Origin of the sequence: Oscillibacter sp. MSJ-31, assembly GCF_018918025.1 — a bacterium.
In the GTDB taxonomy this organism is placed as follows: domain Bacteria; phylum Bacillota; class Clostridia; order Oscillospirales; family Oscillospiraceae; genus Hominicoprocola.
Genome location: NZ_JAHLPT010000006.1, coordinates 80,303 through 103,490 on the forward strand (window position 1 = coordinate 80,303; position 23,188 = coordinate 103,490).

The 23,188-nt window shown below is 64.2% G+C and carries 19 protein-coding genes; 10 read left to right on the plus strand and 9 right to left on the minus strand.

Going from position 1 to position 23,188, the window contains the following annotated elements:
- The first annotated feature begins 1 nt into the window (after nt 1).
- The 9 genes from topA to KQI17_RS06480 all read left to right on the plus strand — a co-directional run bounded on the left by topA (nt 2) and on the right by KQI17_RS06480 (nt 10,604).
- On the plus strand, nt 2-2,365 hold the full coding sequence (topA, locus tag KQI17_RS06440; protein ID WP_216495390.1) for a type I DNA topoisomerase: 2,364 nt from the start codon (nt 2-4) through the stop codon (nt 2,363-2,365).
- A complete protein-coding gene (gene trmFO / locus KQI17_RS06445; RefSeq protein ID WP_216495391.1) occupies nt 2,365-3,708 on the plus strand; it encodes a methylenetetrahydrofolate--tRNA-(uracil(54)-C(5))-methyltransferase (FADH(2)-oxidizing) TrmFO in 1,344 nt (447 codons plus the stop codon). The genes topA and trmFO overlap by 1 nt, the downstream gene beginning before the upstream one ends.
- Nucleotides 3,692-4,720 (plus strand): phosphate acyltransferase PlsX, encoded by a 1,029-nt coding sequence (gene plsX / locus KQI17_RS06450; protein ID WP_216495392.1) that lies wholly within the window; start codon nt 3,692-3,694, stop codon nt 4,718-4,720. Before trmFO ends, plsX begins: the two co-directional genes overlap by 17 nt.
- A gap of 80 nt (nt 4,721-4,800) precedes the next feature.
- The gene (acpP, locus tag KQI17_RS06455; RefSeq protein WP_022018122.1) at nt 4,801-5,046 is read left to right on the plus strand and encodes an acyl carrier protein; all 246 of its coding nucleotides are present in this window, start codon (nt 4,801-4,803) and stop codon (nt 5,044-5,046) included.
- 60 nt (nt 5,047-5,106) lie between these two features.
- Entirely contained in the window at nt 5,107-5,784 is a 678-nt protein-coding gene (gene rnc, locus KQI17_RS06460) for a ribonuclease III (protein ID WP_022018123.1), read from the plus strand.
- Between the two features lie 128 nt (nt 5,785-5,912).
- Nucleotides 5,913-6,743, plus strand: coding sequence for an undecaprenyl-diphosphate phosphatase (locus KQI17_RS06465; protein ID WP_216495393.1), 831 nt, complete (start codon nt 5,913-5,915; stop codon nt 6,741-6,743).
- A gap of 11 nt (nt 6,744-6,754) precedes the next feature.
- On the plus strand, nt 6,755-9,364 hold the full coding sequence (locus KQI17_RS06470) for a DNA translocase FtsK (protein ID WP_216495394.1): 2,610 nt from the start codon (nt 6,755-6,757) through the stop codon (nt 9,362-9,364).
- A gap of 193 nt (nt 9,365-9,557) precedes the next feature.
- Nucleotides 9,558-9,998 (plus strand): cell wall hydrolase, encoded by a 441-nt coding sequence (locus KQI17_RS06475; protein ID WP_022018801.1) that lies wholly within the window; start codon nt 9,558-9,560, stop codon nt 9,996-9,998.
- Between the two features lie 36 nt (nt 9,999-10,034).
- Nucleotides 10,035-10,604 carry a hypothetical protein gene (locus tag KQI17_RS06480; RefSeq protein WP_216495395.1) on the plus strand — a complete coding sequence of 190 codons (570 nt, stop codon included), beginning with the start codon at nt 10,035-10,037 and terminating at the stop codon, nt 10,602-10,604.
- A 54-nt stretch (nt 10,605-10,658) separates the two neighbouring features.
- Here the strand turns inward: KQI17_RS06480 and KQI17_RS06485 are convergent, their stop codons facing one another.
- From KQI17_RS06485 to KQI17_RS06520, 8 genes are all read right to left on the minus strand, one after another.
- Complete coding sequence (locus KQI17_RS06485) at nt 10,659-11,579, minus strand: type I phosphomannose isomerase catalytic subunit (RefSeq protein ID WP_216495396.1); 921 nt, start codon at nt 11,577-11,579, stop codon at nt 10,659-10,661.
- 34 nt (nt 11,580-11,613) lie between these two features.
- Nucleotides 11,614-12,219, minus strand: coding sequence for an HAD family phosphatase (locus tag KQI17_RS06490; protein ID WP_216495397.1), 606 nt, complete (start codon nt 12,217-12,219; stop codon nt 11,614-11,616).
- Nucleotides 12,219-14,186, minus strand: coding sequence for an iron ABC transporter permease (locus KQI17_RS06495; protein ID WP_216495398.1), 1,968 nt, complete (start codon nt 14,184-14,186; stop codon nt 12,219-12,221). Before KQI17_RS06495 ends, KQI17_RS06490 begins: the two co-directional genes overlap by 1 nt.
- Nucleotides 14,186-15,217: an ABC transporter ATP-binding protein gene (locus KQI17_RS06500; protein ID WP_216495399.1), complete on the minus strand. Its 1,032-nt coding sequence runs from the start codon at nt 15,215-15,217 to the stop codon at nt 14,186-14,188. Before KQI17_RS06500 ends, KQI17_RS06495 begins: the two co-directional genes overlap by 1 nt.
- A gap of 132 nt (nt 15,218-15,349) precedes the next feature.
- Nucleotides 15,350-16,609 (minus strand): extracellular solute-binding protein, encoded by a 1,260-nt coding sequence (locus KQI17_RS06505; protein ID WP_216495400.1) that lies wholly within the window; start codon nt 16,607-16,609, stop codon nt 15,350-15,352.
- Nucleotides 16,610-16,787: 178 nt separating this feature from the next.
- Complete coding sequence (locus KQI17_RS06510; RefSeq protein WP_216495401.1) at nt 16,788-17,537, minus strand: response regulator; 750 nt, start codon at nt 17,535-17,537, stop codon at nt 16,788-16,790.
- Entirely contained in the window at nt 17,515-19,212 is a 1,698-nt protein-coding gene (locus KQI17_RS06515) for a sensor histidine kinase (RefSeq protein ID WP_216495402.1), read from the minus strand. The genes KQI17_RS06510 and KQI17_RS06515 overlap by 23 nt, the downstream gene beginning before the upstream one ends.
- Nucleotides 19,209-20,246 (minus strand): extracellular solute-binding protein, encoded by a 1,038-nt coding sequence (locus KQI17_RS06520; protein ID WP_216495403.1) that lies wholly within the window; start codon nt 20,244-20,246, stop codon nt 19,209-19,211. Before KQI17_RS06520 ends, KQI17_RS06515 begins: the two co-directional genes overlap by 4 nt.
- Nucleotides 20,247-20,344: 98 nt before the next feature.
- Between KQI17_RS06520 and KQI17_RS06525 the strand changes: the two genes are divergently transcribed.
- Nucleotides 20,345-22,021: a phospho-sugar mutase gene (locus tag KQI17_RS06525; protein WP_216495404.1), complete on the plus strand. Its 1,677-nt coding sequence runs from the start codon at nt 20,345-20,347 to the stop codon at nt 22,019-22,021.
- An 87-nt stretch (nt 22,022-22,108) separates the two neighbouring features.
- Here KQI17_RS06525 and KQI17_RS06530 read toward each other — a convergent pair whose 3' ends face one another.
- On the minus strand, nt 22,109-23,185 hold the full coding sequence (locus tag KQI17_RS06530; protein ID WP_216495405.1) for an ABC transporter ATP-binding protein: 1,077 nt from the start codon (nt 23,183-23,185) through the stop codon (nt 22,109-22,111).
- Between the last annotated feature and the right edge of the window lie 3 nt (nt 23,186-23,188).

Genomic DNA, 23,188 nt, shown 5'->3' on the forward strand with positions numbered 1-23,188 from the left:
CATGGCAGAAAAAAATCTGGTGATCGTCGAGTCTCCGGCCAAGGCGAAAACCATCGGAAAATATCTCGGCAGGAGCTACACGGTCAAGGCCAGCATGGGCCATCTGCGCGACCTGCCCAAAAGCAAGCTGGGCATCGACATCGAGCACGATTTCGAGCCCGATTATAAGCCCATCCGCGGCAAGGAGGCCCTGATCCGCGAGCTGAAGGAGGCCGCGAAAGAGAGCGACACCGTCTATCTCGCAACCGACCCGGACCGCGAGGGCGAGGCCATCTCGTGGCATCTCAAGTATCTGCTCGACCTGAACGATCAGAAGGCCAGGCGCGTGACCTTCAACGAGATCACGAAGAACGTCGTGCAGGAGAGCATCGCGCGCCCGCGCGAGATCGACCAGAATCTCGTGGACGCGCAGCAGGCGCGCCGCGTGCTCGACCGCATCGTGGGCTACGAGCTGTCCCCGCTCCTTTGGAAAAAGGTGCGCCGCGGCCTTTCCGCGGGCCGTGTGCAGTCCGTCGCCACGCGCATGGTGGACGAGCGCGAAAAGGAGATCGAGAGCTTCAAGCCCGAGGAATACTGGACGCTCGACGCGCAGCTCCTCGACGAGCCGAGCCATAAGACCTTCACCGCGCACTATTACGGCAAAAACGGCAAGAAGTTCGAGCCCTCCTCCCGCGAGGAGATCGACGCGGTCATCGCCGACACAAAGAGCGCGGTGTTCGCGGTCAAGAGCGTCAAGCGCGCGGACAAGCAGCGCTCGCCCTCCCCGCCGTTCACCACCTCCACGCTCCAGCAGGAGGCCAGCCGCAAGCTCAACATGACCCCGCGCCGCACCATGGCGATCGCCCAGCAGCTCTACGAGGGCGTGGACGTCGCCGGCGAGGGCACCGTGGGCCTGATCACCTATATGCGTACCGACTCGCTGCGCATCAGCGAGGAGGCGCTTGCCGCCGCGAAGAGCTTCATCCTCGGCCGCTACGGCAAGGACTATTATCCCGCCGCGACCCGCCGCTTCAAGGCCAAGGCCGGTGCGCAGGACGCGCACGAGGCCATCCGTCCCTCCAACGTGGACTTCACGCCCGAGCGCCTCAAGGGCGACCTTACGGGCGAGCAGTACCGCCTCTACCGGCTCATCTGGAGCCGCTTCCTCGCCAGCCAGATGGCGAACGCCGTCTACGACAGCGTCGCCGTCGAGATCGCCTCGGGCGTGCATGAATTCCGCGCGAGCGCGAGCAGCCTGAAGTTCTCCGGCTACACCGCCGTGTATGAGGAAGCCCGCGACGATGACAAGGAGGAAAAGACCTCCCCGCTGCCGCCGCTGACCGAGGGCCAGACGCTGGAGCTGCAAGGCTTCGACGAGGAGCAGCACTTCACCCAGCCCCCCACGCGCTATACCGACGCGACGCTCATCCGCGCGCTTGAGCAGAACGGCATCGGCCGACCCTCGACCTACGCGCCCACAGTCTCGACCATCATCGACCGTGAGTATGTCGTCAAGGAGGGCAAATTCCTGCGCATCACGCCGCTCGGCAGCGTCGTGACGAAGCTGATGGAGGATAAATTCCCCGACATCGTGGACACGAAGTTCACGGCCCGCATGGAAAAGGAGCTCGACACCGTCGAGGAGGGCAAGATCGCGTGGAAGGACGTTCTGCGTGAATTTTACGGCGGCTTTGAATCCAATCTCCAAAAGGCGGAAAAGGAGCTCGAGGGCGTCCATCTCAAGGTGCCCGACGAGGAGACGGAGGAGGTCTGCCCCGAATGCGGACGCAAGCTCGTCATCAAGTCCGGCCGCTTCGGCCGCTTCCTCGCCTGCCCCGGCTATCCCGAATGCAGCTTCACCATGCCGCTCGTGGTCGAGATGCCGGGCCGTTGCCCGAAGTGCGGCGGACGGCTGATGAAGCGCACGGGCAAGAGTCAGAAGACCGGCAAGCAGTACACCTACTACTGCTGCGAGTTCGGCACGAGCCGCGACGAGGAGAAGAAGTGCGACTTCATGACGTGGGACGTACCCACCAAGGACGACTGCCCCGTCTGCGGACAGACGATGTTCAAGAAGGCGGGCAAGGGCTTCAAGAAGCCGTTCTGCATCAACCCCGCGTGTGAGAACTTCCTGCCCGAGGACAAGCGCGGCTTTGTGCGCAAAAAGACCGCGGACGCGGAAGCGGCGGAGGAGAACGCGGCGGAGGAGAGCGCGGCGGAGGAAAAGCCGGCAAAGAAGTCCGCCGCGAAGAAAACGACCGCGAAAACCGCCGCGAAGAAGACTGCCGTGAAAAAGACGGCGGCGAAGCCCGCCGCCAAGTCCGCGAAAGCGGCCGCGGCAAAAAAGACCGCCGCCAAAAAGACGGCAAAGAAGGAAGAGAACTGATGCAGGTATCCGTCATCGGAGCGGGCCTTGCCGGCTGCGAGGCTGCGTGGCAGCTCGCGCGGCGCGGCATTGCGGTCACGCTCTATGAAATGAAACCGGCGAAGAGAACGCCGGCGCACCACAGCGACGATTTTGCCGAGCTGTGCTGCTCGAACTCCCTGCGCTCCGACCAGCTGGAAAACGCGGTGGGACTGCTCAAGGAGGAGCTGCGCCGCCTCGGCTCGCTGATCCTCGCCTGCGCGGACGAAACGCGCGTGGAGGCGGGCGGCGCGCTCGCCGTCGACCGCCACGGCTTTTCCCGTCTCGTCACCGAGCGCGTGCGGAGCCATCCGAACATCACGGTGATCGAGAGCGAGGTCACGTCGATCCCCGCCGAGGGGACGGTCATCATCGCCTCGGGCCCCCTGACCTCCGACGCGCTCTCCGCCGCCATCGCGGAGAAGCTCGGCGACGGCCACACGCTGAATTTCTACGATGCCGCCGCCCCGCTCGTGACCTACGAGAGCGTGGATATGTCGAGCGCATGGTTCGCCTCGCGCTACGATAAGGGCACGGCGGACTACATCAACTGCCCCCTCACGGCGGAGGAGTACGACGCCTTCTGGCACGCGCTCACCACGGCGGAGGAGGCTCCCGTCCACGGCTTTGAGGATAAGCACGTCTTTGAGGGCTGTATGCCCGTTGAGGTCATGGCGCGGCGCGGACACGATACGCTCTGCTACGGTCCCCTCAAGCCCCGCGGACTCAAGGACCCCAAGACCGGGCACGAGCCGTATGCCGTCGTGCAGCTCCGGCGCGACAATGCCGAGGGCAGCATCTACAACCTCGTCGGCTTCCAGACGCATCTGCGCTTTCCGGAGCAGAAGCGCGTCTTTTCCATGATCCCCGCGCTCGCGAACGCGGAGTTCGTGCGCTACGGTGTCATGCACCGCAACACCTATCTGAATTCCCCCGGCCTGCTCGACCGCTATTACCGCCTCATCGCGGACGACCGTATTTCCTTTGCCGGGCAGATGACCGGCGTGGAGGGCTACGTCGAGTCCGCCGCGTCCGGCTTCCTTGCGGGCGTGGAGACCGCGCGGCGGCTGCTGGGGCAGGCCCCCATCGACTTCCCGCGCGAGACCGCCATCGGCGCGCTGGGGCTGTATGTGAGCGACACGACGGTCGCCAATTTCCAGCCGATGAACGTCAACTTCGGCATCATGCCGCCGCTCGGCTGCCGCATCAAGGGAAAGCGCAACAAGAACGCGGAGCTCTCCCGCCGCTCGCTGGAGATCATCGACAGCCTGCGCGAGAGCGTCCTCGACGGCGTAAAGGAGGAAAGCCATGAAGATCATCATTGACGCGATGGGCGGCGATTTCGCCCCCGAGGCTCCCGTCCGCGGCGCGCTGCTCGCCCGCGAGAAATACGGCGCGGACATCATTCTCACCGGCCGCACGGCGGACATCCTGCGCGAGCTGGAGAAGGCCGGCTGCAAGGAGGTCCCGCAGGGCATCGAGATCGCCAACGCCGAGGAGGTCGTGGAGATCTGCGACGATCCCGCGACGGCCTTCAAGCAGAAGAAGGATTCCTCGCTCACCGTGGGACTGAACCTCCTGCGCGACGGACAGGCGGACGGCTTTATTTCCGCCGGCTCCACCGGCGCGCTGCTCGCGGGCGCGACGCTCGTGGTCAAGCGCATCCGCGGGCTTCGCCGCGCGGCGCTCGCGCCGACCATCCCGACCATGACCGGCAAGGCCGTTCTGATCGACTGCGGCGCAAACGCCGAATGCACGAGCGAGTACCTGCTGCAATTTGCCTACTTAGGCAGCTATTATGCCGAAAAGGTGCTCGGCATCGTGCAACCGCGCGTCGGACTTTTGAATATCGGTGCCGAGCCGAGCAAGGGCGACACCCTCCGCCATGAGACCTACGCCCGCCTCAAGGAGGCCGGCGGGCAGGGCCACCTCAACTTCATCGGCAACATCGAGGCCAACACCGCGCTCGCGGGCGGCTGCGATGTGATCGTCGCCGACGGCTACAGCGGCAACATCATGCTCAAAAGCGTCGAGGGCGCGGCAAAGCTGATGAGCGGCGAGCTGAAGAAAATGCTGACAAAGAGCGCCAAGACGAAGCTCGCGTATCTGCTGCTCAAGGACGGCCTTGCGGACTTCAAGAAAATGCTCGACCCCAACGAGGTCGGCGGCACGGCGCTGCTCGGCATCTCCCGGCCCGTCGTCAAGGCGCACGGCTCGTCGAACGCCGCGGCCTTCTGCAATGCGGTGCGTCAGACCATCGCCGTCGCGGAGAGCGGCATCATCGCCGACATCACGCAAAACGTGGATAAGATGAAGGTCACGCCCGAAAAGGACTGATTTTACAAAAAAGCCTATTGACAGACCGGCTATCTTGCCGTATCATTTTGCCAAACGTTTCCTGAGGAGGACTGGATGAGATGACTTCGGAAGAAATTTTCAAGACAATGCAGGACCTGATCGCGGAGCAGTTCGCTGTGAATGCGGACGATGTGACGATGAACAGCTCCTTTGAGGATGATCTGAGCGCCGACTCCGTGGACCTGGTCGAGCTGGTCATGGCGATGGAGGAGGAATTTGAGATCGACGAGATCCCCGAGGAGGATCTGCTGACGCTCAAGACCGTTGGCGACTGCGTGCGCTACCTGACGGCCAAGCTCAACTGAAATAACGGATAACGCCCCGCTTCCGGCGGGGCGGACTTATGAAAAAGGAGGCGAAACGCCTTGCAGGAATTGGAACGTAAGCTGGGCTACCGCTTCCGCAGCGGAGCCCTGCTCGCCGAGGCTCTGCGCCACAGCTCCTATGCCAACGAGCACCGCGGCGCGGAGAGCGTGAGCAACGAGCGGCTGGAGTTTTTGGGCGACAGCGTGCTCGGCTTCGTCACGGCGGAGTATCTTTTTGCGCGGCATCCCGACTCGCCCGAGGGCGAGCTGACGCGCATCCGCGCGGCGCTCGTTTGCGAGGAGAGCCTGCACGAGGTCGCGCAGAAGCTGGAGCTGGGCCGCTACCTCAAGCTCGGCAACGGTGAGGAGGCCGGCGGCGGACGCACCCGTCCGTCCATCCTCGCGGACGCGACCGAGGCGGTCATCGCCGCGGTCTATCTCGACGGCGGGCTTGCCGCCGCAAGCAGCCTGATCCACCGCGTGCTGCTCGACTGTGAGCGCGAGGAGGTCGTGGAGGAGCGCCGCCGCGATTATAAGACCGTGCTGCAGGAGCTGGTGCAGCGCGAGCCGAACCGCACGCTTGTCTACCGCATGGCGGAGGAGTCCGGCCCCGACCACGACAAGACCTTCACCTTTGAGGTCCTGCTCAACGGCGCGGTCGTCGGGCGCGGCGAGGGGCACAGCAAAAAGGAAGCCGAGCAGATGGCCGCCCGCGCGGCGCTGGAGCGGCTGGAATAAGAAAACGACCGTCGGGCGGAGCCCGACGGTTTTCCTTTACATAACGTCAAATTCCTACTGGAATTTTCTGCCCGTCCATGCTATACTTATACCGTATCTGTATTTTTGTGTAAAGGAGCGTGAATGCTATGACCTGGCTTTCCGCCATCATCATGGGACTGGTGCAGGGCATCGCCGAATTTCTGCCCATCTCGTCCTCGGGTCATCTGGCCATTGCCGAGCATCTGCTGAATATGCAGGGGGCCTCGGAGATCCCGCAGTTTTACGACGTGCTGCTGCACCTCGGCACGCTGGTGGCTGTGTTCATCGCCTACTGGGATGAGATCTACGATATGATCGTGGAATTCTTTGCGGGCGTCGGCGATCTCGTCCACCACACGACGCCCAGGGCCGTGCCGCCCGCGCGGCGCATGATATTGCTCGTCATCGTCGGCACGCTGCCGCTTTTCGTCATGGTGCCGTTCCGTCGTTTTTTTGAAGGCCTGAGCGATAATATGTATTTCATCGGCGGCGCGCTCCTCTTCACCGGCGTTCTCCTTTTCGTGAGCGACCGCGTGCGCCGCGGCGGCAAGACGGAAAAGACCGCCAGGCTGAGCGACGCGCTCGTGGTCGGCATCGGGCAGGCCATCGCGCTCTGCCCGGGCGTCTCCCGCTCCGGTATGACTATTACCACCGGCTGCTTTGTGGGCTTTGAGCGGAAATTCGCCGTGCGCTTTTCCTTCATCCTCTCCATTCCCGCCATCCTCGGCGCGAATATCCTGAGCATCAAGGACGCTGTCGACGCGGGGATCAATTGGTCGGAAATGCCGATGTATCTCATCGGCGTAGCCGTTGCCGCGGTCACGGGCTATCTCTGCATCCGGCTGCTGAAAATGATCGCCGACCGCGGCCGCTTCGGCGCGTTCGCCTACTACTGCTGGACCGTCGGCGCGCTGGTGCTCATCTTTACGATCGTATAAAGGGGTAAGCTATGGCAACGCAGAAAAGATCCTCGTCCGGCAAGCGGACGACGACAGGCAAAAAGACGACGGCGGGCGGCAAGCGCACCGCCGCGCCGAAGAAGCGTCCCATCCGCCGCGAGGTCGGCGGCGTGGTGTGCCTTGTGCTGGCGCTGTGCATCGCGTTCAGCTACTTCCAGCAGGGCGGCTGGCTGCTCGACCAGCCCGCGGCGCTGTGCCGCGGACTCGTCGGCTACGGCTATTATACGGTCGCGCCCGCGCTGCTGCTCGTGAGCTATATCCTGCTCTTCCACCGCGGGCGGAACGTCACCGCATGCGTGGTGGGCGCGGCGCTGCTGCCGGTGCTGCTCGGCGCAATGCTCCACCTCGTACTGTGCAAGACGGACTACAACAGCGTGGACGGCATTGCAAAGCTCCTCTGGCAGAGCGGCCTTTCGATGGAATCCGGCGGCGTCCTCTCCGCGACGCTTGCCATCATGCTCGTCAAGCTGGTGAAAAAGACGCTCGCGATGATCCTGCTCGCGGTGCTGCTCGTCACCTGCCTGATGCTGGCCTTCCGCCTGACGCCCGCCGCCGTGCTCGAGGCGGTGCGCTCGCATGAGCGCGTGCCCTATGAGCCGGAGGACGACGAGGAGGAAGCACCGCCCACTCGTGCCGCCGCGACGAAGAGCGCGGAGAAGTCCAAGGCGTGCATCGACATTCCGCTCGACGGCGAGACGCGCGAGCCACCGAAAAAGGAGGGCAAGCTCTCCGGCTTCTTCACCCATAAATCCGACGCCGTCCGCACGCCGGACGAGCTGCTGACCGCCAAGGCCCCGGCGGGCGGGAGCGCTCCCGCTCCCGCGCCGGAGCCGACCTACACGGTGGTCGCCGGCGCGCCTCTCACCGAGACGGTTTCCGCGCCCGCTCGCACACCTGCCGCACCGGTCGTATCCGCCGCGCCCGCGGCAGCGTCTGCAGCACCCGCGGTCAATGCGCCCGCAAAGTCCTCCGCGCCGGAGGAGGTCGCCGCCGAGGCCGAGAAGGTCGCCGGTGAGATCGAATCCGAGCTGGAGCAGGACATTCCCGAGTACACCTTCCCGCCCATCACGCTGCTCGACGAGGGCGGCGCGGGCAACGCCGTGGAGGCGGGCGCGGAGCTGCGCAACAACTCCCGCCGTCTTGCCGAAACGCTCAAGAGCTTCGGCGTGGACGCCCGCGCGGGCGACGTGGTGCGCGGCCCCAGCGTCACGCGCTACGAATTTACGCTCGATCAGGGCGTGAAGCTCTCCAAGATCACGAACCTTGCCGACGACATCGCCCTTGCGCTCGGCGCGTCGGGCGTGCGCATCGCGCCCATCCCCGATAAGATCTCCGTCGTCGGCATCGAGGTGCCGAACAAGCTCGTCTCCGCCGTCCACATCCGCGACGTGCTGGAGTCCCACGAGTTTACACAGCACAAATCGAGTGTCGCCTTCGCCGTCGGCAAGGACATTGCGGGCAACAACATCATCGGCAACATCGCCAAGCTCCCGCACGTCCTCATCGCCGGCACGACCGGCTCCGGCAAATCCGTCTGCACCAATTCGCTCATCGTTTCGCTCCTTTATAAGTCCACGCCGGACGAGGTGCGCTTCATCATGGTCGACCCGAAGATGGTCGAGCTTGCGCCCTACAACGGCATCCCGCACCTGCTCATTCCGGTCGTCACCGACCCGAAGAAGGCGGCGGGCGCCTTGCAGTGGGCGGTCTACGAGATGATGAAGCGCTACAAGCTCTTCTCCGAGCGCAACGTCAAGGATCTTGCGGGCTATAACGCCCTTGCCGCAGCGGACGAAACGCTCAAGAAGCTGCCGAGCGTCGTGGTCGTCATTGACGAGCTGGCTGACCTCATGCTCGTCGCGGCGAAGGAGGTCGAGGAGTCCATCTGCCGCGTGGCGCAGATGGGCCGCGCCGCCGGAATGCACCTGGTCATTGCAACGCAGCGTCCGTCGGCGGACGTCATCACGGGTCTGATGAAGGCCAACATCCCGAGCCGCATCGCCTTCGCGGTCGCGTCCTCGCTCGAATCCCGCATCATTCTCGATACCACCGGCGCGGAAAAGCTCGTCGGCCGCGGCGATATGCTCTACGCCCCGCTCGGCGAGGGCAAGCCCCGCCGCGTGCAGGGCTGCTTTATCTCCGCCGAGGAGATCGACCGCGTGGTCGGCTTCGTCAAGGCGAACGGCGCCGCGCAGTACGATGAGAGCGTGATCGACAAGATCGAGCAGGCGGTCGCCGAGAGGGAAAAGGGCGGCAAGGGCGCGTCCTCCGGCGCGGCTCCCGAGCCGGTCGCCGACGAGGGCGACGAGCTGCTTCCCGCCGCCATCGACGTGGTGATGGAGACCGGACAGGCGTCCGTTTCCATGCTCCAGCGGCGCTTGAAGCTCGGCTATTCCCGTGCCGCGCGCATCGTCGACGAGATGGAGCAGCGCGGCATCGTGGGGCCGTTCGAGGGCTCCAAGCCGCGACAGCTCCTCATCACCCGCGAAAAGTGGGAGGAGATCAAGATGCGCGGCGGTCTCGGCGCGATGAGTTCTGCGGCGATGGCCGCGCAGGACGCGGCGGCGGAAAACCCGCCGGTCGAGGAAGAGATCCCATAAAACAAAAAACAGCGCCTCACGGAGCTTCCGTGGGGCGCTGTCGTTCTCGGCCGGGGGCTTTTTTCGTCCTCGCACAATAGGCTTTGACGAAAAGCGCGGAAAAAAGTTCCTGCATTTTCAAAAAAATTTTCACGCGGACGCGCGCCGGCGCATAGGCTGAGATGAACAAAACAGCAGGCAAGGAGGCGAGGCGATGGCCTACTCCGACCGCGAGCTGCTGGCGCGGCTCATCGAGTGCGAGGCAGGCGGCGAGGGGGAGAACGGCATGAAGGCGGTGGCGAGCGTCGTGATGAACCGCGTGACCGCCTCGGGCGGCGAATACGCCCGCGTGGGGCAGGGCAGCATCCGAAAGATCATCATGCAGCCGGGGCAGTTCGTCTGTGCGAGCGAGACGGAGCGGGGGGCCTACAACCCGCAGAACATCTACAATATGCGCCCGACGGACGTCCACTACTCCATCGCGGATTGGGCGATGGCGGGCAACCGCCTGACGGGGCTCGGGGATGCGCTGTGGTTTTTCAATCCCTTTTCGGATACCTGCCGCCAGAATTTTCCCTCGCAGGTCGGGGTGTTCCGCGTGCGCATCGGCGACCACTGCTTCTACGACCCCACGGAAGCCTACTACGATACATAGGAGACGAAATCCAAGGCTCTGAAAGGAATGGACGCTATGATCGAGCTCACGCGCTGCGGCGCGCCGGACAACGACCGCTATCTTCCCGCCGTGATGACGCAGGGAGACGCGAGCACATACCAGACCATGATCGACAACAGCACCATGCAGACAAGGTCGCAGCAGATGGTGGGCCGCGCCTTCGGCTCCGCGCAGGGCGGCACAACGCAGAACGACCAGCAGCAGGGCATGGCGCCCAGCGCGGTGCAGGGAGGAGCGCCGCCGGCCGCGCCCGACGCTGTGATGGGGGCGCAGCAGATCGCACCCGGTCTTGGCCCGCTGCCTGCCACTCCGAACGGCATGAGCGTGGCGGAGCAGATATTGCACAGCTCGTGGAAGAGCCTGATGGCGCGCAACGTGGGCCGCAGCGTGATCGTGAGCTTTTTGATCGGCACGCAGAACACCATCGTCACCCACGGCATCCTCTACGAGGTCGGCAACGACTACATTGCGCTTTACCAGCCCGACGAGCAGAGCTACATCAGCGCGGACCTCTATTCCATCCGCTTCGTGGAGTTTCTGCCCGAGATCAGTCAGACCAATTCCCGGCAGCAACAGCAGCCGTAAGGAAAAGCGGGAGAAGCGCGGCGCGCTTCTCCCGCTTTCCTTTTTTGTTTGCACTCAGATGCGCGTAACGAGGGCGCGGAGCGTGCCCGTGAGCCGTACCTCACCGCTGCCGGCGGGGAGAAAGAGGCTGTCGCCCTTCTTCGCCCTGACGGTCTCACCGCCGCAGCGGACCTCGCCCTCGCCGTCAAGGATCAGCAGCGAGAGGAAGGACTCCGCGCCGCACGGCGCCGCCTGCGGCGCGGCGAGCAGATCGACGGTAAAATAGTCACAGCGGGCAAGGTGTCCGCCGAAGTCCGGCGTGGGAACGCCGGCGGTCCGGTGCGTCACGTCCAGCGCCTGCGCGATGTGCAGGGCGCGGGGCTTTCCGTCGGGACCGAGGCGGCCGTAGTCGCACACGCGGTAGGTCACGTTGCTGCTCTGCTGCACCTCCGCCACCACGATGCCGCGGCAGATGGCGTGAATGGTGCCCGCGGGGATGAACACCGTGTCGCCCGCCTTGACGTTCACGCGGCGCAGAACCTCGGGCAGCGTGTTGTCCGCGATGCGGCGCGCAAGCTCGTCCCGGGAAATATCGCGCGAAAAGCCGCAGTAGAGAAAGGCGTCCGGCGCGGCGGAGAGGACATACCACATCTCCGTTTTGCCGTTCTGTCCCTCGTGCGCGCGGGCGTAGGCGTCGTCGGGATGGACCTGAATGGAGAGATCCTTCGCCGCGTCGATGAGCTTGATGAGCACCGGAAGCTCCGCGAATTTCCGCCCGTGCTCCCCCAGCGCCCCAGGGTGCGCGGCGAGATATTCTGCGAGCGTTTTGCCCGCGTCGGGACCGGACGCGAGCACGGAGGGACCGTCGGGATGACCGCTCAGTTCCCACGTTTCCGCGAGACGCGCGCCGTCATACCGCTTGCTGTAATCGGTGATGAGCTTTGTTCCACCCCAGAGATAGTCCTTACAGGCGGGGGTGAGCTTGAGAATGGACATGGAAGCGGTCTCCTTTCAAGGCAAACGCGCGGGATCAGAGGATCCCGCGCGCTTTGAGTTCTTCGCGCAGCTGACCGGCGTCATGGAACACGATGCCCTGCATACCGGCGTTTTCCGCCGCCTCGATGTTCGGCGGGAAATCGTCGATAAACAGGCAGCTCGCCGCCGTGAGGTCAAATTTGTCGAACAGCGCCTGATAGATAGCGGCCTCGGGCTTGAGCAGGTGAACGTCCGCCGAGATCAGCGTGCCGGAAAAGCACTCACTGCCCGGAATGTCGTGCCAGTAGGTGTGCTGGCGGCGGGCGGCGTTGGAGAGCAGATAGAGCGTATAGCCCCTTGCCTTCAGCTCGCGCACCACGTCCGCCGTGCCCGTGATGGGCACGATCGGCTCGTTCCAATGGTAGATGATATACTCCGCCGCGGCGTGCAGCTCCGCGGGGAGCCTGGCGCAGGCGTGGGCATAGACCTCCTCCTCGGTGATGGTGCCGCGGTCGAGCCGCACCCAGTCGGTCGTGCACAGCAGGTGCTGCCTGAGGAGCGCTTCGCCCTCCGCGCCGACGTGCAGGCGGCGGGAAAACAGCTCCGCGCCGAAGTCCAGCAGCACGCCGCCCATATCAAAAACAATGGTATTGATATTCATTACAGCTTTTCTCCCGGCTCGTCGGGGACAGCGGCGGCGACCGCCGCTTCCTCCGCTTCCGCCGCCACGGCGGCGGGCTCCTTTTTGAACAGTCCCGTCAGCTTTGCCACGCGTCTGCGGCGGCGCTCCCTGGCCTCCAGCCGCTCGCCGAGGTCGCGCGCGCCCACGCCGTAGACCAGATAGAGGATCACGCCGGACACCAGCATGATGAACACGGTCGAAGCGCAGCGGCGGCCCGAGGCATTGACGTTGTAGCCGTACAGTCCCTCCTCCGCACACATGGCCTGAATGACCATGGCGTAGCTCGTGCCGTAGGAGCTGGCGAAGGTGGCGGACATATCGTACTCGGTAAAGAGCGCGTTGAAGTTCAGCGCGAACACCGCCAGCACGCTCGGCAGGATGATGGGCAGCTTGACCCTGAGGAAGGTCGTCAGGCCGCTCGCGCCCATGTTGCGCGCGGCGTCCTCCAGCTCCTCGTCGATGGCGTAAAACGCCGCCTTGATCATGCGCAGCGAGAACGGCAGTTTGACCACCGTGTACGCCAGCACGAGCAGGATGCGGACGTGCTCGGCGAAGTAGAGGTTCACATTGCCGACGTACCAGATGTTCTCGGCGTTGAAGTAGGTGCGGTAGGAATAGCAGATGAGAATGGTCGGCAGCAGCCACGGGAAAAGCAGGCAGTATTCCAGCACCACGCCGGACTTCTTGTTGCGGTTTTTGAAGATGTAGTTGCAGGCGATCACGACGATCAGGCACGCGAGCGCCGCGGCGAGGATGGAGAGCACGAAGCTCATCTTGATGCCGCCGAGGGTCGCCTCGTTGGCGAACAGACCGGAGATGGAGCCCTTGCGCACCTTGTAGGTGCCGCGCGAGGTGAGGTACTGATAGTCCTGCGTGCCGAAGAAGTTGATGAGCGTCCAGTTGGAAAGGTCGAGCTTCTTCATGCGGATGGCGCTGTAGGTCTGGAACGAGAAAATGACGATCATCACCACGGGGATCATGTAGATGATGAAGAGAACATAGGCATAGATGTGCGCGAGGGTATTCCAGACGGGATTTGTGATCTTCTGTTTTTGCAGCCGCGCCTTGGTCTTGGAGACGGAGAGGTAGTGGCCCTTGCGCTCGTAGGCGGAGAGCACGGTGAGCAGCACGATGGTGAACATCGCGAGAATGATGGACAGCAGCGCGGCGCGTGCCTGCGGGAAGGCCTCGTCCGCCGTGGACGAGCCGGCAAGACGCACGATCTCGGGATTGATGGAGTCGTAGCCGAGCAGCGTGGGGGCGGACATGGCGCACAGACCCGTGATGAAGGTCATGACCGTCAGCGAGAACATGGTGGGCACGAGCGTCGGGAAAACGACCTTCCAGAGAACCTTGAAGGGCTTTGCGCCCATGTTGCGCGCGGCCTCGACGGTGTTGTAGTCGATGCCGCGGATGGCGTTGCGCAGGAAGAGCGCGTGGTTGCTCGTGCAGGCGAAGGTCATGGTGAAGAGCACCGCGTTGAAGCCCGAGAACCAGTTTGGATCAAAGCTCGGGAAGGCGTTGACGAGCGCAGTGGTGAGAATGCCGTCGGAGGCGTAGAGGAACAGATAGCCCGTGACCAGCGCGACGCCGGAGTAGATCATCGTGGTCATGTAGCCGAGGCGCAGGATGTTAGCGCCCTTGATGTCGAAATACTCCGTCAGCAGCACGATGGACACGCCCACCACATTGACCGTGACGACCAGGCAGATGGCGAGCTTGAGGGAGTTCCAGACGTAGCGGCCCATGCTGCCCGCGAAGAAGAAACGGATGACCGCGAAGGGATCGCGCACGCCCTCGGCGTTCGTGGTGGTGAAAATGCTCGTGAGCGTATTGAGGCACGGCAGGAGCATGAAGCCGAAGAAGAAGTAGGCAAAGAGCACGATGCCGATCATGCGCACCACAAACGCCGCGTCGAAGCGGGACTTAGCAAGAGAGCCGCCCATCACTCCACCTCCTCCGCGGAGGGCGCGTAGGCCATGATGTCGTTCGGATTCAGGATGACCTTGACGCGCTGGCCCGGGTCGTAGATGTTTACGCCGTCGTTCTTCTCAATGACCTTGAGGCTCTGCGTGCCGACGTGGATGTAATACTTGATGTAGAGTCCGTAGTATTCGCAGTTCTCCACCGTGCCGTCGAGCGCGATCTCGCCGCCGCGCGGGGCGACGTTGACGTGCAGGCGCTCGAGACGGATGTAGTTGTGCTTGCTTGCGTCCACCTCCGCACCGGCAGCGCGGAGGGCGGACACGGTATCGTCATTCAGTCGGTTGATGTCACCGATGAAATTGCAGACAAATTCGGTTTGCGAGTGGTTGTAGACCTCATTGGGCGTGCCGATCTGCTCGATGAAGCCCTTGTTGAACACCGCGATGCGGTCGGAGAGCGTCAGCGCCTCCTCCTGATCGTGGGTGACGTAGATGGTGGTGATGCCGAAGTCCTTCTGCATCTTCTTCAGCTCGTTGCGCAGCTGCACGCGCAGCTTGGCGTCGAGGTTGCTCAGCGGCTCGTCCATGCAGATGATGGCGGGGCCGGTGACAAGGGCGCGGGCAATGGCCACGCGCTGCTGCTGACCGCCGGAGAGCTGAGAGACCGCCTTTTTGAGCTGCTCGTCGGAAAGGTCGACCTTGCGTGCGATCTCGCGCACCTTGCGGTCGATCTCGTCCTTCTTTGCCTTCTTGACCTTGAGGCCGAAGGCGATGTTGTCGTATACGGTCATCGTCGGGAAGAGCGCGTAGCTCTGGAACACGATGCCGATGTTGCGGTCCTCGATGGGGACGCGCGTGATGTCGCGGCCCTTGACCACGACGGAGCCCTCCGCCGGCTCGATGAAGCCCGTGATGGTGCGGAGCGTGGTGGTCTTGCCGCAGCCGGAGGGGCCGAGGAAGGTAAAGAATTCGCCCTCCTTCACATGGACGTTGATGCTGTGCAGGGCGGTGAAGTCGCCGAACTTCACAACGATGTCATTGAGCCGGATCATAATGGATTCTCCTCTTTTTGTATTCGGAATAAAGAGATCAGGCGAGCCGGAGAGATCCCGGCTCGCCTGAAAACACACAACAGTCGGTATCCCGCTGAGCCTCTCCGCGGGACGCGGTGCGCGGGGCTTGCCTTACGCGGCCTTCTGGGTCAGGGTCGCCCAGTCGAGGTTGGCCCAGTCGGGCTCCGCCACGGCGGCGGAGGCGTCGGCCCAGTAGAAGCCGAGGTTGGTCATGATGTTGGTCCACTCGCTGGAGTGCTCGGCAACGTACTCGGCATAAGTCATGTCGGTGCCGTCGACCTTGGTCAGAGCGAAGTTCTTGAGGGTGTAGATGGCGGGGATGCCGTCGGGATAGAGGATGTCAGCCGCGGCGGTGTTGCAGGGATAGGAGTCGAACTCCTCGCCCCAGGCCGCCTGCGTCTCGGCGGAGCCGAACCACTCGGCGAACGCCTTGACAGCCTCGGTCTCTTCCTCGGTGCGGCCGGCCTTATCGAGGATGCCGATGTACTCGGCGATGTAATAGGTGCCGTCGTCGATCTCAACGAGGTCCCAGTTCTCGGGAGTCATAGCGCCCTTGAGGGGATGCTCGGAGCTCTCAGCTGCGGCGTCGATCTTGCCGTAGAGAGAAGAGGAGTAGAAGGTGGAAACAGCGACGTCGCCCTTGTTCAGAGGATCGAAGCCGTACTTATAGGTGTCGTCGGAGGAGTACTTGCCCTCGGCGCAGTACTTCCACAGCGTCTCCCAGCCCTCGGTGGAGATGCCGCCGGCAGGGGAGGAGGGATCGACGAAGGCGTAGAGCATCGCGGAGTTGATGTTGGCGTTGGTGGTGCCGCCGACCTTGTTCTGACGGTACCAGGTGTAGCCGCAGTTCACGATGTCGGCCCAGTGCTGGAAGTGGAGCTTCTCGCCGTTGGTGCCGAGCTCGTCGTTGCGGTAGAGCATCAGAACGTTCTGGATGACGAGGCCGTAGGCCGCGCCGGGATAGGCGTACTCGCCGACCTCACCTGCCCAGGTGGGAGTCCAGTCAACGAGCTTGAGGTTCTCGTAAACGCCGTCGACGACCTGGCTCCAGCGGGTCTCGTTGAGGCCGAAGAGGATGTCGCCGTCCTTGTTCTCATTGGCGGCCTGGATGGCGGCGGTATCACCGGAGATGACGGAGTTATCGTCAATGCTGATGGTGAAGCCGGCGTCCTTGGCTTCCTGAATGAGCCAGGTGGTGCGCTCAGTGGAGTTGGAGTTGGAATAGATGCGGATGGTGTAGCCGGAGTAGTCCTTGACCTCTTCCTGATCGTCGGGCGTCTCGGGCGTGTCCGGAGTCTCCTTCTGGCCGCAGGCGGCAAGGCTGAGGACCATGACGGAGGCAAGCAGGAGCGCTAAGAGTTTTCTTTTCATCGTTGTTCTCCTTCGTTTGTAGTTGCGGCATAAAATACCACATACCGTATTATACCTTCCGCGGCGTCGGCGCGGAACGGGACAAGTCTGCGATTATGCGGGCATTTCTGCGAAATGCTGTGAAAGTCCGCTGAGCTTGTCCGGTATGTTCCGTACTTTTTTGTGCAGCTTGCGCGTTCTACCGACAGCGGTCCTGATACTCCGAGGGGGAGAGGCCGGTGAGCTTTTTGAAGGTCGAGCCGAAGTAGGCGACATCGCGGTAGCCGACCATGCCGGCGACCTCGTAGACCTTGTAGCGGCAGTCGGCGAGGAGCCTGCGCGCCATGTGGATGCGGTAGAGCGTGAGGTAGCCGAGCGCGGTGTAGCTCGTCTCCTTTTTGAACACATGGCTCAGATGGCCCTCGCTGATGCCGATGGAACGGGCGATGGTGGTGATGTTGATGTCCGCATCGGCGTAGTGCGCGGCGATGTATTCGAGCGTCTGGAGCACATATTTGCTCTTGTCGCCCTTGGGCAGCGCCAGCAGATCGTCCTGCGCGCTGCGGGAGGAGAAAGCCTCGTCCTTCTCGCGCACGCGCTCGATGGCGGCGATGAGCTCCTGGTCGCGGAAGGGCTTCAGAAGATAGTCCGTCGCGCCGAAGCGGAGCGCCGAGCGGGCATAGTCGAAGTCGTTGTAGGCGGTGAGCACGATGACGTGAGCGGTGCTGCCGCGCTCGCGCAGGACGCGCATCATCTCGATGCCGTCCATGTGCGGCATCCGCACGTCGGTGATGATGAGGTTGGGGCTGTAGCGCGCGGCGGCGGCCAGACCCTCCTCGCCGTTGGAGGCTTCGCCGACCACGGCACAGCCGAGCGAGGCCCAGTCGATGCCGAGCACGATGCCGCGGCGCACCACGGCCTCGTCGTCAACGATCAGTACCTTGAGCATGGTCCTCTCCTTTCTGCATCGGGAGCCGCAGCTGCACACAGCTGCCGCCGCCCTCGTTCGGATACGCGCTCAGACCGCAGCTTTCACCGTAGCTCAGGCGCACGATGCGGTCCACGTTGTTCAGGCCCAGATGGCCGCCGGGAATAAGCTCATGGCTGTTGAGCCGTTCGAGCACCTCCGGCGGGATGCCGCTGCCGTTGTCGGACACCTTGAGCAGCAGATAGCCCTCCGCGTCCTCCTCCGCCCAGAGCTTGATGAAGCCCTCGTCGCTGTCGGCCACGCCGTGGATGATGGCGTTTTCCACCAGCGGCTGTAAAATGAGCTTGGGCACCACGCAGTGCTGGAAGCGCTCGTCCACATCAAGCTCACAGACGAAGCGGTCGCCGAAGCGGACCTCCTGAATGGCGAGGTAGCGCCCGATCAGCTCGAGCTCCTCCTCAAGCGTGATGTACTCGCTGCCGGAGATGCCCGCGCGCAGCAGCGCGGCGAGGTCGGCGGCCAGCTCCGCCACCTGCGGCACGCCGCCGGTCACGCCCAGCCACTTCATGCAGTCGAGCGTGTTGTAGAGAAAGTGCGGGTTGAGCTGGGACTGGAGCATCCGCAGGCGCGTTTCGTTCAGCTCGCGCTCGCGCTGCACGCTGCGCTCAAGGTTCTGGCGGTACTCCGCCGTCATGCGGTCGAAGCTCGCCGCGAGGCGGCCCATTTCATCCTGCCGTGTGCTTTCGATGCGCACATCGTAATCACCGCCCTCGACGCGGCGCATCGCGCCGTCGAGCTCGTTGACCGGCTCAAAGAGACGGCGGCTGAGCCACCAGGCGCACACGAGACAGAGCACCAGACACAGCGCGCCCATCAGCGCGGCGACGAGATAGATCGACCGGACGACCTGCGCGGTATAGGTCTGCGGCTGCTGCAGAATGAGCGAAAAGCCGCTTTCCGCGCAGGCGCCGACGTAGTAGCTGCGCTCGCCGTCCCCGTCGGAGAGAGACTTGCCGGAGAGCAGCTGCGCGCGCAGCAGGGCAAGGGTATCGTCGGCGCGCAGGGGTTGGGAGGCGTAGAGCAGCCGCCACGTCGCATCGACGAGCAGCAGATCGTCCGCACCGCGCAGCAGGGGCGCGAAGAAGGCGTCGAAGTTGGCGTCGTCCATGCGGAACACGGCATAGCCGAGCACCGCACCGCCGCGCGCGGTCACAGGACAGGCTCCGGCGAGCCCGCCGTTTCCGGCGCGCAGCACAATGCCGTCTGCCGCGCGGGCCGCGCTGAGTATGCCCCAGCCGGTGCTTTGCGCGGCGGGCCATACGTTCGCCGTGGTATAGAGGCAGTCGCCGTCCTCGCCGTAGACCTCAAAGTCGGCGTATTCGCGCAGCGCGACCGTGCTGCGGTTCAAAAGCTGATAGAGCGTGCGCGAGTCGCTGCCGCCGCGGCGCAGGGCGCTGCGCGTCACGGTGCTGCCGGCCAGGGCGCGCGTGACGTCGCCGCAGTCGGTAAGCAGTGCGTCGAGCTGCGTGGTGAGCAGCGCCATCTCCTCCTGCGCGTCGGTACGCAGGGTGTGCTCGCTGCGGAAGATCATCACCTGCGTCATCAGCACGTCGCACAGCAGCAGCGGCACGAGCGCGACGAGCAGGACGGTGAGAAAAATGCGGTTTCGGAAGGACCGCTCAAGCCATGCTCTCATGCTTCCACCTCCCCGCACAGCGCCTGCCAGGCGTCGAAAAGCTCCTGCCGCCGCTCATCCGCGCGGCGCAGGTCGTAGGGGAGGACGGTCAGCTCGGGTAGCGCGTCGGAGGCGGTATCCGCACGCACGCTGCGGCGGCTGAGCTCCGTGCCCAGCAGCTGCTGAACGTCGGGCGAGAGCAGAAAGTCGATGAATTTCCGCGCGTTTTCCTCGTGCGCGCAGCCGCGGACGATGGCCGCGCCGTCCGGCAGGACGCTCGTGCCCTCGGCGGGGTAGACGATGGCGACGTCGAGCCCATCGGCGATGGCCTTGCGGGCGTTTTCCTCCAGCGTCACGCCGACGTAGCAGCTGCCGTCTGCCACGGCGGGGACCACGCCGCCGCTGTCGGCGATGATGCGTCCGTCAAGATTGCGGAAGAACGCGGCGAGGGTGTTGTCGGTGTTGCCGCCGACGGCCTGCAGAAGGGTGCCGAGCGCGGTGCAGCTCGAGCCGGAAACGGTCGGGTCGGCAAAGGCGATGCGCCCGCGCCAGCCCGCGTCGAGCAGGTCGGCCCAGCGCCCGGGCGGATTCTGCCGCACGAGCTTGGTGTTGTAGATCAGTACGACCGGCAGAGCGGAAAAGGGCGTCCATATACCGCCGCCGAGATCGTATTCCGGCGCAACGTCTCCGGCGTATTCGCTCACATAGGGCGCGAAGCACGCGCTGTACGCGCTCAGACTGTCCGCGCCGCCGCCGAACATCAGGTCGGCGCCGCTTTCCCCCGCGGCGATGCGCTCGAGAAGCGTCACGGTGCCGCCGGTCTCCAGCTCGACCCAGATGCCGGTGCGCTGCTCAAATTCCTTGAGGATGGGCTCGTAGATCGTTTCCTTGTGCGAGGTGAAAATGACCAGACGGTCCCCCTCAGCGGGCGCGAAGGAGGAGACGTCCTGCGTGTCCGCGCGGCCGCAGCCGGTGAGCAGAAGCAGGCAGACGAGCAGCAGACAGCAGCGGCGCATAACGGGCATCCCTCCTGATTCGACGAATTTCTTTACCATTTTAACAGGAAAAAGCGCACTTTGCAATCCATTCTTCTGGACGAAGCGGGCAAAGCGTGCTTTAATAATAAAGTAAAATTTTCTGCTGGAGGAAGACTATGACCGCTCTGAACACTTACCGCCGCTGGCTCGCGCGCGTGGAGGACGACGCGCTGCGCGCGGAGCTTTCCGCGCTCGACGAGGTGCGCGACGCCGCACAGATCGAGGACCGCTTTTACCGTGACCTTGCCTTCGGCACCGGCGGACTGCGCGGCGTGCTCGGCGCGGGCACGAACCGCATGAATGTTTACGTTGTCCGCCGCGCGACGCAGGGGCTTGCCGCTTACCTCAAGGCGGCGGGACTGCCGCTGCGCTGCGCCATTGCCTACGACAGCCGCATCGGCTCGGCGCGCTTCGCGCGCGAGACCGCGCGTGTGCTTGCCGCCAACGGCGTGACCGCCTATCTCTATCCGCGCCTGGAGCCGACGCCCGCGCTGAGCTGGGCGGTGCGCTATTACGGCTGCGGGGCGGGCGTGTGCGTTACGGCGAGCCACAACCCCGCAGCCTACAACGGCTACAAGGTCTACGGTCCCGACGGCTGCCAGATCACGCTCGAGGCGGCGGATGCCGTATCGAAGCACATCGGGGCCGCAGATCATTTTGACGGCGTGCGTCTGTGCGGCTTTGCCGACGCGCTGGCGGACGGAACCATCCGCATGATCGGCGAGGACTGCCTGGAGGCATTCCTCGACGCGGTGGAGCGCCAGAGCGTCTGGGATGGCGACAGATCTGCGCTGCGCGTGGTCTATACGCCGCTCAACGGCACGGGGCGCGAGTGCGTGACAAAGATCCTGCGCCGCATCGGCGTGACGGATGTGACGCTCGTGCCCGAGCAGGCGTGGCCCGACGGGAGCTTTCCGACCTGTCCCTACCCGAATCCCGAGGAGCGCGCGGCGCTGGAGCGCGGCCTCGCGCTCGCGCGCAAGACGCGCGCCGATCTGCTGCTCGGCACCGACCCCGACTGCGACCGCATGGGCGCGGCGGTGCCCGACGGCGAGGACTACCGCCTGCTCACGGGCAACGAGATGGGCGTGCTGCTGCTCGATTACCTCTGCCGCCGGCGGAGCGAAAACGGCACGATGCCCGCGCGTCCTGTGGCGGTGACGACCATCGTTTCCACCGACATGGCGGACGCGGTCGCCGCGCATTACGGCGTTGAGCTGCGCCGCACACTCACGGGCTTCAAATTCATCGGCGAGCAGATCGGCGAGCTGGAAAGGGCGGGGGAGACGGAGCGCTATCTCTTCGGCTTTGAGGAGAGCTATGGCTATCTCTCCGGCCCGCACGTCCGCGACAAGGACGCGGTGAACGCCGCGCTGCTCTGCTGCGAAATGGCTGCGTGGTACCGCGCGCAGGGCATGACGCTCACGCAGGCGATGGACGCGCTGTACGAAAAATTCGGCTATTACCGCAATGAGCTGCAAAGCATCGTCCTGCCCGGCGAGGACGGCATGGAGCGCATGAGCGCCATTCTGACGGCCCTGCGCGCGGCTCCGCCGCACACGCTCGCGGGCGAGCGCGTCACGCGGGTGCGCGACTACCTCGGCGGTCTGGACGGTCTGCCGGCAAGCGACGTGCTGGAGCTGCGCACGGCGCACGTTAAGGTCATCGTCCGCCCGAGCGGTACGGAACCAAAGCTCAAGCTCTACTACTCCGCGCACGCGCGGACGATGGCGGAGGCCGCGGCCCTCTGCGCCGCCGCGCGGCGGGACATGAGCGCAAGGCTCGCGGAATAGGAAAGCGCTGCGCGACCTGACCGCAGGATGCAAAAAAGGAGTCTGCTGCCGAGGACAGCGGACTCCTTTTTTGCAGTCAGATAGGTTTTACAGAACGTGGACGGTGTCGGGCGCGAAGGTCAGATGGCACTGCTCGCCCACGCGGTAGATGCGCTTGTTGCGCGGATCGTTCTCGGCGAGCTTGACGAGCGTGTTGCCCACGCGGACGTGATAGTTCTGGTACGAGCCCATGAAGCAGGAAAGCTCAACGGTGCAGGGCAGCCCGCCCTCGTCGGAGAGCGCCGCGGACTCGGGACGCAGCACGACGGTGTACTCCTCGCCGACGCGCATCCCCTCGCGCGGGGCGACGGCCAGACGATCGCCCTCGACGTCCAGCACAGCCAGACCGTTCTCCGTGCCGGTCATTTTGCCGCGCAGGAAGTTCGCCTCGCCGATGAAGTCGGCGACGAACTCGCTCACGGGGTGATAGTAGATCTCCTGCGGCGTGCCGATCTGGGCGACGACGCCCTTGTTCATGATGATGATCTGGTCCGAGAGCGCCATCGCCTCGCTCTGGTCGTGCGTGACGTAGATGGCGGTGATGCCGACCTCCTGCTGGATGCGGCGGATCTCGGTGCGCATGGAAACGCGCAGCTTGGCGTCGAGGTTCGAGAGCGGCTCGTCGAAGAGCAGCACGCTCGGCTCGATGACCAGCGCGCGGGCAAGCGCCACGCGCTGCTGCTGACCGCCGGAGAGCTGGTTGGTCATGCGGCCCTCCATGCCCGTCAGCTCGACGAGGTCAAGGATGTGCATGACGCGCTCGCGGATCTCGTCCTTCGGCACCTTGCGCAGCTTCAAGCCGTAGGCCACGTTGTCGAACACGTTGTAGTGCGGCAGCAGGGCGTAGGACTGGAACACCATCGCGGTGTCGCGCTTGTTGGGCGTGAGGGCGTTGATCGGCTCGTCACCAAGGTAGATCTCGCCCTCGTCGGGGCTTTCAAAGCCCGCGATCATGCGCAGCGTGGTGGTCTTGCCGCAGCCGGAGGGGCCGAGCAGCGTGACGAAGGAACCCGGCTCGATGGTCAGCGAGGTGTCCTTGACGGCATAGAAGTCCTTGCCGGTCTTGGGGTCCTGATAGATTTTGGAGATATGGTCGAGGCGAACGCCCTTCTTGATCTTATCCATGGC